Below are 9,633 nucleotides of genomic sequence, written 5' to 3'. Positions count from 1 at the left end.
GCCCCCCGCCAAGGCCGACCCCGGGCAGATGCCCGCGAAGGTCACCCCCAAGGAGTACAAGGCGCTCGTCGGCAAGGCCAAGGCGCAGCAGGACGAGACCGCGTCCGAGCTGAACCTCGGCGAGAAGGTCGAGCTGAAGGCGAAGAGCGTCCTGAAGAACCAGGACGGCACCACGCACACCCGCTACACGCAGACCTACGACGGCCTGCCCGTCATCGGCGGCGACATCGTCGTCCACCGCGCCCCGTCCGGCTCCATCGCGCGCGTCACCCAGTCGTCCGCCCGGCCGATGAAGGTGAACACCGCGCCCGCGACGCTCGCGTCCACCAAACCGGCCACGCCGAAGGCGGCGGGCAGCGTCGCGCCGCGCAAGGTCGTCTGGATGGACGCGGCAGGCAACACCGTCCTGGCCTGGGAGACCGTCGTCGGCGGGACGCAGAAGGACGGCACCCCCAACCGGCTGCACGTCCTCACCGACGCCGCCACCGGCAAGAAGATCATCGAGTGGCAGGGCGTCCAGACGGGCACCGGCCGCAGCATGTACTCCGGCACGGTCGAGCTGGGCACGACCCAGTCGGGCGGGTCCTACACCCTGCGGGACGCCGGACGCGGCAACCACGAGACGACCGACCTCCGCGGCGCCCAGTCGGGCAAGGGCACCCTGTTCACCGACACCGACGACCAGTGGGGCAACGGGGCGGCGAGCGACCGCCAGACCGCCGGCGTGGACGCCGCCTACGGCGCGGGCCAGACCTGGGACTACTTCAAGACCGTCTTCGGCCGGTCGGGCATCCGCGGCGACGGCGTCGGCGCGTACTCCCGCGTCCACTACGGCCAGTCGTACGTGAACGCCTTCTGGGAAGACGGCTGCTTCTGCATGACCTACGGCGACGGCCAGGGCAACAGCAACCCGCTGACCTCGCTGGACGTGGCCGGGCACGAGATGACCCACGGCGTCACGTCCAACACGGCCGGGCTGATCTACCAGGGCGAGTCCGGCGGGCTGAACGAGGCCACGTCCGACATCCTGGCCACCGCGATGGAATTCTGGTCGAACAACCCGGCGGACGTCGGCGACTACCACATCGGCGAGAAGATCGACATCTTCGGCACCGGGGCGCCGCTGCGCTACATGGCCAAGCCGAGCCAGGACGGCAACTCGCTGGACAACTGGCGGCCGGGCGCCGGGAACGTGGACGTCCACTACTCCTCGGGCATCGCCAACCACTTCTACTACCTGCTGTCCGAGGGCAGCGGGCAGAAGGTCATCAACGGCGTCACCTACAACTCGCCGACCTACGACAACAAGCCGGTGACGGGCATCGGCCGGGACAAGGCCGCGGCGATCTGGTACAAGGCGCTCACCGAGGAGATGCGCCCGACGACCAACTTCGCGGACGCGCGCCGCGCGACCCTCGCGGCCGCCGCCGGTCTCTACGGCGAGAACAGCGCCGAGTGGACCGCGACCGCCAACGCGTGGGCCGGCGTCAACGTCGGCACCCGCGCGCCGGACCCCAACGACCCGCCGGACCCGCCCGGTGACACCACCTGGGCCGACGGCAAGACGTACAACGCCGGTGACGTGGTGACCTACGAGGGCGTGCAGTACCGCTGCCTCCAGTCGCACACGTCCATGCCCGGCTGGACGCCGCCGAACGTCCCGGCCCTGTGGGAGGCCGTCTGACGGTAGTCGTGATGTAGGGGATTCCTTTCCGGGGCCGCGGTGCTCGTGATCTGCCCACGAGCACCGCGGCCTTTCGCGCCTATGCGTCGGCGATCGCGTTCATGCGGCGGACGTGGAAGTCGCTGCCGGTGAGCTCCTGCCATCTGTAGGCGAAGAGCTTCAATTCGGTGCGGTAGTCGGTGGCGAGCCTGGCGTATGTCCAGCCTTCTTCGGCGGGGCAGCATTCGTGCTCCGGCCACGTCCAGGTCTCGTCCAGGCCCCGCGCCGCGATGAGGCGGCAGGCCAGCACAGCGGCGGCGCACGGACGGAGCCGGTCGAAGGTGAATTCGGTGTCGTCGTAATAGACGTGGAACATGTCCAGGGTTCCGCGAATGATTTCCTTCGCGCGGACGAGATCGCCGGTGAGAGCGCAGAATTCCAGGTGGGCCGCGACCTGGCGCGGGCTTTCCGCGCTTGCGAAGGTGCGCTCGTGGATCTCGCGCGCTTTGCCTTCCTGGCCCGCACGCAGATACGGGACGATGAGGCACTCCTCCCCGTCCTTGCCGGACAGCGCGGGCGCGACCGTCGCGAGCACCTCGTCGTCCAGGCCGAGATCGAGCCACCATTCCGTCCGGCGCCAGACGGTCGACCAGGTGGCGTACTCGTCACAGGACGGCAGCGAGGTGAACGCCGTCCAAGCCGCGCGGGCCGCGTCCACGTCGCCGCACCGGACCTCCAGCTCGACCGCGTACCAGCGCAGATGGTGCAGGTCGGTGGTGCCAGGACGGCAATGGCGCCCGAGCATGCCGATCAGCTCGCGGATCTGCACGGCGTGGACGGTCGCCCGGGTGAGGACGCGCTCCAGGACGACGGGCGCCGCCGTCCACAGCCGGTCGAGGCGTTCGCCGCCGAGCAGGTCCGGCTCCGCGTCGTGCAGGCGGACGAGGGTCGTGAACGCGGCGAACAGGTCGGGCCGCATCGCCGTGGGCCCGTACGCCAGCAGCTCGTCCAAGTGGGCGAAGCGGATGTCCATGAGCGCGTCCCGCTCGTCCGTCGCGAACGCGTTCTGCATGAGCCGCTGCAGGTGGACGACCCGCTTCCATCTGCGGTCCAGCTCATGCACTCGGGCGAGTTCGTCCCGGAGCTCGTCCGTCGTGGCGGCCGCCAGATGCGGGCTGAGCCGCGGTTTCAGCCGGTGGGCGGGCTCGCCGACGGGGGCGGGGAGTTCGAGGTGTTCGACGATCGGCTGGGCGTGCAGCCGCCGCATGATCTCCTCGCTGCAGTAGGACGTCCCGTCCATCTCGTCGAGCTTCCGCGCGAACTCCAGCGCCGCCCAGCGGCGCTCCCCGCCGAGTTCGGCGTAGGAGTGGAGAGGGGCGACGTCGCACTCGCAGCCCTCCTCGCATGACCAGACCCATTCCTCGTCGAGCCCGCGTTCGGTGACCCGGCGGCACAGCAGCGCCACCGCCGCCGCCGTCCACATGGCCTCGACCGTCGTGACCGTCCCGCGCAGCCGGCGGAGGTTGCGGTGCAGGACGTCCAGGCCGCGCTCCTCGTTGCCGGTGCGGGCGCAGAACTCCAGGTGGGACGCGATGCTCTCCAGCTTCATGCCCGTCCGGGCGTACGTGCTCTGGTGCGCCGCGACCGCCTCGTCCATCCGCCCCGTGCGCAGGTAGGGCATGAGCAGGTAGTCCCCGAACACGCGGTCCTCGCGCCGCGGGATCTGGCCGGTCAGGACGGGTGTGAGGGCCTCGATGGCCAGCTCGTCCCGGCCGAGCCGCTCCCACACGGCCGCCGCGCCCGCGGCGCTGCCGTCCTGGACGAGGTGCTTGGTCGGCTGCGGCCGGAGCCGAAGGTCCCGCCAGAGCCGCTCCGCCTCGGCCACGTTCCCCTTGCGCGCCTCGATCTTCATCCGGAACATATCGAGGACGTAGCGGACCTCGTGCCGGGACGGCGGGCACTGCCGTTCCAGCTCGTCGATCAGGCGGTGGACGCGGTCGGCCGGCTCCGGATAGAGCCGGATGAAGATGTCGAGGATGTTCGTGAACTGGTTCCACATCAGGACGATGTGCTCTTCGCAGATGCTGTCCGGCTCTGCCCGCAACGTCAGGAGGCACTGGCGGAGCAGGCCGAGCCACTCGGTGAAGATCTCCCGCGAGCTCTTCTTCCACGACTTGCCGCGCAGCGCCCAGGCGTACGCGAGCCGCGCCTCGAAGAGCAGCTCGGTGTCGCCGAGCGCCTCCGCCTCGCCGAGGATCTCCTGCATCGTCCGCCAGTAGGACTCCGCGCCCGGCCCGCCGTCGTCGTCGGGGTGCTCCTTGTAGGCGGTGTCGAGCCTTGCGCGCAACGCGTCCCTGCCGGTCATCAGATCCCGGGCTCCTGGTGGATCGCGTGCTCCACGAGGCCGAGGAAGGCGCGGTTCACGCTCGCCACGTCGCCGGGCCGGACCGCGCGCTGCCCCGCCAGCAGCGCGTACCCGTACAGCGCCTCCACCGAGAGCCGGACGAGCCGCGCGTTGGCGGTGCTGGTCAGCCGGGCGATCAGCGGGTTGCGATGGTTGAAGACGAGCAGCGGCTTGGCCTGCTCGGTCTCACCGGATTCCTGGCCGTCGCCGTCGTCCGCGAACTCCGCCCAGACGTCCCCCGCCTCCTCCAGCACGTTCCGCAGGTCGGCGGCGCGCCGCGCCTCCCGTCCCTCCAGGTAGAGGACGGGCAGCTCCGCGGGCGAGAACGTCCGCAGCACCGGCTCGCAGCCGTGCTGTGCGACGGCGTCCCGCGCGATGCCGAGGAACTCGCGCGCCGCGAACTCGGCGGCGGGATCGAGCGGATCGAACCGCGTCGCGAGCTCCGCCTGGTCGAGCCGCCGCACGTCGAGGTCGGCGTCGAGCAAGCGCAGCCGCTGCAGGATCTCCAGGTGGTAGGTGTAGCCGCCGTTGACCAGCGCGAGGCCCTGCGCCGCCGCGATCCCCGCGAGCTGCGCGAACTCGTCGCTGCCGCCCGTGACGTGAAGGGTGCGGTGCCGGTGGCGGAACTCGTTGAGCGTGACCCGGCCCTCGCTGGTCTCGAACTCGATCCACTCGTCCACGATGCGGAGCATCCCGACGTCGTGCAGCGCGAGCGCCATCACGCCCCGGTAGTGGACGGCGAGGAACGCCCGGAGCCGCTCGGGCTCGGTCGCCGCGAGCCGCACCAGCCAGGCGCGGAGCTGCTCGCCGAGCGCGGTCCTGGTGTCGGCGAGGAGGTCGTCCTCGTAGAGCTGCTCGCGGCTCGCGGTGGGCCGCAGCTCGTCCGCGTTGATCACGCAGCGGACGAAGAACGCCCAGGCGGGCAGCAGCTTCTCCACCCGCTCGCCCATGAGCATCCGCTTCAGGTAGACCTTGTGCGCCTCCGGCTCGCCGGGATGCGACTCGTAGGGCAGCACGAACGCGACGCCGTCCAGGCCCGCCTCGGGGACCGCGAGGTCGATCACGTCGAACGGCCGCCGCCCGAGCAGCGCGGCGCCGTTGCGCAGGAGGACGTCCCGCCGCTCGTCCGGGTCGGAGTGCCGGGCCCGCCACGGCAGGTCCGCGGCCGTCACCCTCTCCTCGCCGACGCGCACCTCGTACGGAAGCAGCGAGCCGTAGTGCCTGGCCAGCTCAGTGACGGTGGACGTCCCGAGCCAGTGCTCGAAGTCCCTGCGGGCGCGCAGCGTGACGGTCGTGCCCTGCTCCTCGCGTGCCGGGCCGTCCGACACGGTGTAGTGCCCGTCCGCGTGCCCATGCCAGTAGACGGTCGCCGCATCGCCCGGCCCGCGCGTCACCACCTCGATCTCGTCCGCGACGAGGAAGCAGGACAGCAGCCCGATCCCGAACTGCCCGAGGAAGTCGTGCCGGGCGAGCCCGAGCGCGTCGCGCTTGGACGAGCCGCCGATCGTGGCGAGCAGCTCGTGCACCTGGGGCTCGGTCAGCCCGATGCCGGAATCATGAATGCGCAACGTGCCGTCGCCGGTCGTCTCGCGCGGCTCGATCACGATGCGTCCGGGAGACGCGCCATCGGCCTGGACGCGGGCAGTGGTCGCATCGACGGCGTTCTGCAACAGCTCCCGCACGTACACGCGCGGGCTGCTGTAAAGGTGGCGGCTGAGGAGATCGACGATCCCCCGAAGGTCGACGTTGAAGCTGTGGCGCACCCGAGCCACCGTAACCGACCCCTGATCAACCGGGCGGACCACCGCGAAAACGATCATCGTCGCGAAACCGGTTATTCTCGATTTCATGATCGGCGACGAGGGAGAGATCGCGCCCAAGGGAATCGACGTCACCACCCCGCACATAGCCCGCATCTACGACTACTGGCTCGGCGGCAAGGACAACTACGCCGCCGACCGCGCCGCCGCCGAGCAGGTGATGGCCGCCACGCCGACGATCAAGCCCGGGGTCACCGCGAACCGGGCGTTCCTGAGCCGGGCCGTCCGCTTCATGGCGGGGGAGCACGTCACCCAGTTCCTGGACATCGGCACCGGCATCCCGACCGCCGACAACACGCACATCGTCGCGCAGGCGGTGAACCCCGCCAGCCGGGTCGTGTACGTCGACAACGACCCGATCGTCCTCAATCACGCCCGCGCCCTGCTGTCCGGCGTCACCGCGCCGACCGCGTTCATCGACTCCGACCTGCGCGACACCGGCCGGATCCTGGACGGCGCCGCCCGCCTGCTCGACTTCGACCAGCCCGTGGGACTGCTCCTGATCGCGATCCTGCACTGCGTCCCCGACACCGACGACCCGCGGGGCGTCATCAACACCCTCATGGACGCCCTCGCCCCCGGCAGCTACCTCGCCATCACCCACCCCGGCATCGACCAGCTCCCCGAACAGATGGCCGCCGCCGAAAAGGCGCTCACCAAGGCGATGGGCTTCCGCGTCACCTTCCGCACCCACGAGGGCGTGAGCCGATTCTTCGACGGCCTGGACCTGCTGGCTCCGGGCGTCGTTCCCGTCCAGGACTGGCGCCCTGACCCCGACGCCCAGCCGTCCGCCACGACCGGAATGTGGGGCGCCGTAGCCCGCAAGCCTCAGCGGTAGTCGTCCTCCTTCAACTCGGCCATGACGACGTCGCCCTGCTCGACCATGCGCGGCATAGGAGCGCCCTGCGACAATCCTGACCATGAACCGCGGCTGTGGATGCCTGCTCGCATTGGCCTCGCTCGGTCTCGTCCTGCTCCTCGCGAACTGGTTCGGCTGGCTGCCAGTGGTGGTCGCGGCGTCGGCCTTCGGTGTCATAGGCGTGGCGATGTCCGTATTCGGTCCGCACCGCCGTCATCCAGGCAAGGCGATCGGTGTGAAATCGCCGCGGTCGAGCCGCCGGAGCCTGTTCCGGCACGACGACCTTCCGCCGATCTTCGCGACGGTCCAGCGGGCCGAGCGGGACGATCCGGTGGCGCGGCGGCTCGTGGAGACCGTCGCCCTCCTGCACGGGGACGGCGTCCCCCGCTGGGTGCTGCGCGTTCCCGAGGACCTCCTGGACGAGGTCATGGACGATGAGGACGTCTCGTCCATCGGCTTCGCCGGTCTGGAGATCGACCCGGTCCTCGATCGCCTGTGCGACGAGGGCCTCCTGACCGCCGACGGCGACCTGGTGAAGATGGACCGGAAGGTCGCACTGGCCGTGCGCGTCCGGGCCGATCAGCAGGGACGCGCACACGAGGCGGCCGCCGTAGTGGGCATGGCCCTGTACACGCACGCGACCGAGCTCCGCTCACGAGCGAACCTGATCGCCTTCCAGGACGCCGACGCCTGTGACGCGGACGCGATCGTGGAACGGGCCCGCGCCCTGCTCGACCAGGCCGTCACCCTCGCCTGGCATACCAACTACACCTACGACAAGGCGCTGGACTCCATCCTGCAGCTCAACGCCTGCCTCGCCGAACTCGGTTTCGAGGAGGACGCCTGGGTGCTGGGCAGGCAGATGTCCGCGCTCTGCGCCCGCAAGCTGCCGCCGGGGCATCCGGTCGCCCACGACGCCGCGGCCAGCGTGGAGGTGCTCAGGAAGGCGCGCCGGGACGGCGGCCTCCGCCCGTCCACCTGACGCCTGCCGTAGGGCCGGATGTGGGCATGGCCCCTGGGTTTCGAGCACCTTACGATCATGGACATGATCCGCCGATGGCTCGCCGCCCCGGTCATGCTCTGCACGTTGACAGCGGGCTGCGGGGGCGGTGGCGTCGACCCCATCACGCGCAGCACCCTGTCGAACGCGGTGCCCCCGGTGTCCCCGCTGCGCCTGGTGGACGCCCTGCCCGAGCCCGCAGACTTCGGCAGCGGCTGGCGCCACGAAACCGGGTCTCTCGGCAAGCAGGACTACTACGACTCTTTCGCGGGGCAGGTGCTCGTCCACACCTGTGAGGGAGCCAACCCGGAAAAGGCTGGAATCCCGACCAGTTCCAAGCACACGGTGTCCATTCTGATGGTGGGGGAGAACGACGGCGCACGTGTCGTCTCGATCAGAATCGCGGTCGACGGCCCTGCCGCGTCCGCCGACCGGATCTCCTTCCTGCGAGCGGCCTACGAAGGATGCGGTGAAGCCCACATCGAGCAGAACGGCGAGGAACACGACGAGAAGTACGAACTGCTGAAGGTATCCGGCGTCAAGGCCGACCAGACCCTGGCGGTAAAGGTCACGGACACGATGAAACTGCCAGGCAAAGAACCCGATACCGAGGTGGACACCATGGCCTATGCCCGGGTCGGCGGCCTGGTCGTCGCCCTGGCCGGCCGCCATGGCACCGACCCGCGACCGCTGCTCGCCGCCGCCCTCGCCGAGGCCCGCCGAGAACTGGGCCTCTGACGTCGCGGGCCATCACGCCGCCTCGCCGCCCGGACGGCGGAACGCGGCCCACGCGTGCTTGAGGAAAAGAAAAGGCAGCCCGATCAGCAGTACGAGACCGGCGACGATGCCGACCACAATGCCCACCATGCGGTGAGCCGCGGAATTGATACTCGCGTTATCCGGGTTATCCGGGTCGTAGCGGACGGTAACCCTGTCTCCGATATTCGCATGACCGCTCGACCAGAAGTCGTACCGCTTCCCGCCGGGCACGGTGAAGCTGATCTTGATCTCCTCCTGGGGAGTCGTTCCGAGCCCCCCGCCCGAGTGCCCCTCATCGACCACGACCCCGTCGATGTCCTGGCCGTGCTGGGCGAGCCTGCTGGGATAGCTCCACTGCTCCGACATGATGGCCAGGATCTGACCGCCCATGATGGCGAGCGCAATCACAACGGCGAATCCGGTCGTCCAGGCCAGAATCCGCCCCGCGACCCGAGTCCGCACACTCATCGCCGCACGTTGCTCCGGCAAGGTCATCGCCACCCTCAGATGATCTCCATCACGGCGGCCATCAGACCCGCGCGGTCGTCATCGTCCAGCGCGTCGACCTTGGTCAGCCTGCCCGTATCGAGGTTGATCGCCCGATCAAGCCCGACCTCGTCCTGGCCCACCAGCCCCACGGCCCACACCACGTCGCCTCCCGGAGCCGAGTTGAGCGCCGCCCCGGAAATGACCACGGCCGTCTGCCGCCCATCGGTCACGACATCGCCCTGCTGGAGATGACCGCCCGCCCGCAAAGCCTCCCGGTGGATCTCATGGAACTCCGCCGACGCGTCCCGCCACGGCTGATCACCGGAAATGCCCCACCGCACCCACTCCAGCGCGCCGGACACGTAATCCGTGGACGCGGCCTCCTCCTCCCGCGGATCCAAGTCGGCCCGCCGTATGTGGTCCAGGGCCGTCATAGCGAGCCCCTCACCGTCCGTACGCGTGTGAAGCACCCACACGTACTCGTTCCCCGGGACGTTGTTGAACCTGTCATTTGTCAATCCCCTCAAAGCGTGGAGACGGTGTTATGCCACTTCGGCCCTGAGCTGGGCGGTTGACGTCCTCCGCGCTTCTGCCATCTGACGCTCGAATGTGATCGGGGCGAGCCCGTCGTTGGCGCTG

Annotated in this window: 8 protein-coding genes; 4 read left to right on the top strand and 4 right to left on the bottom strand. The window is 69.8% G+C overall.

Features of this window, described 5'->3' with window-relative positions:
• On the top strand, positions 1–1,684 hold a 1,684-nt coding region (locus E1287_RS39675; protein ID WP_131970699.1), incomplete at its 5' end, for a M4 family metallopeptidase.
• 79 nt (positions 1,685–1,763) lie between these two features.
• Here E1287_RS39675 and E1287_RS39670 read toward each other — a convergent pair.
• Both E1287_RS39670 and E1287_RS39665 read right to left on the bottom strand, forming a co-directional pair.
• Positions 1,764–4,028 (bottom strand): hypothetical protein, encoded by a 2,265-nt coding sequence (locus E1287_RS39670; RefSeq protein ID WP_131970697.1) that lies wholly within the window; start codon positions 4,026–4,028, stop codon positions 1,764–1,766.
• A complete protein-coding gene (locus E1287_RS39665) occupies positions 4,028–5,830 on the bottom strand; it encodes an HSP90 family protein (RefSeq protein WP_131970695.1) in 1,803 nt (600 codons plus the stop codon). Before E1287_RS39665 ends, E1287_RS39670 begins: the two co-directional genes overlap by 1 nt.
• 85 nt (positions 5,831–5,915) lie before the next feature.
• Between E1287_RS39665 and E1287_RS39660 the strand changes: the two genes are divergently transcribed.
• The 3 genes from E1287_RS39660 to E1287_RS39650 all read left to right on the top strand — a co-directional run bounded on the left by E1287_RS39660 (position 5,916) and on the right by E1287_RS39650 (position 8,484).
• The gene (locus tag E1287_RS39660) at positions 5,916–6,725 is read left to right on the top strand and encodes an SAM-dependent methyltransferase (protein ID WP_131970693.1); all 810 of its coding nucleotides are present in this window, start codon (positions 5,916–5,918) and stop codon (positions 6,723–6,725) included.
• Between the two features lie 82 nt (positions 6,726–6,807).
• On the top strand, positions 6,808–7,728 hold the full coding sequence (locus tag E1287_RS39655; RefSeq protein WP_131970691.1) for a hypothetical protein: 921 nt from the start codon (positions 6,808–6,810) through the stop codon (positions 7,726–7,728).
• A gap of 57 nt (positions 7,729–7,785) precedes the next feature.
• Positions 7,786–8,484, top strand: a complete 699-nt coding sequence (locus E1287_RS39650; RefSeq protein WP_131970689.1) for a hypothetical protein — start codon at positions 7,786–7,788, stop codon at positions 8,482–8,484.
• Positions 8,485–8,496: 12 nt separating this feature from the next.
• On the opposite strand, the gene E1287_RS39645 is transcribed toward E1287_RS39650, so the two are convergent.
• The gene (locus tag E1287_RS39645) at positions 8,497–9,000 is read right to left on the bottom strand and encodes a DUF3592 domain-containing protein (RefSeq protein ID WP_243719755.1); all 504 of its coding nucleotides are present in this window, start codon (positions 8,998–9,000) and stop codon (positions 8,497–8,499) included.
• 8 nt (positions 9,001–9,008) lie between these two features.
• Positions 9,009–9,428 carry a hypothetical protein gene (locus E1287_RS39640; protein ID WP_131970685.1) on the bottom strand — a complete coding sequence of 140 codons (420 nt, stop codon included), beginning with the start codon at positions 9,426–9,428 and terminating at the stop codon, positions 9,009–9,011.
• Positions 9,429–9,633: the final 205 nt, after the last annotated feature.

Source organism: Actinomadura sp. KC06 (genome assembly GCF_004348735.1).
Classification (GTDB): Bacteria; Actinomycetota; Actinomycetes; order Streptosporangiales; family Streptosporangiaceae; genus Spirillospora.
Note: the sequence above shows the minus strand (reverse complement) of the source record. Positions and strands in the feature narration are given on the sequence as shown.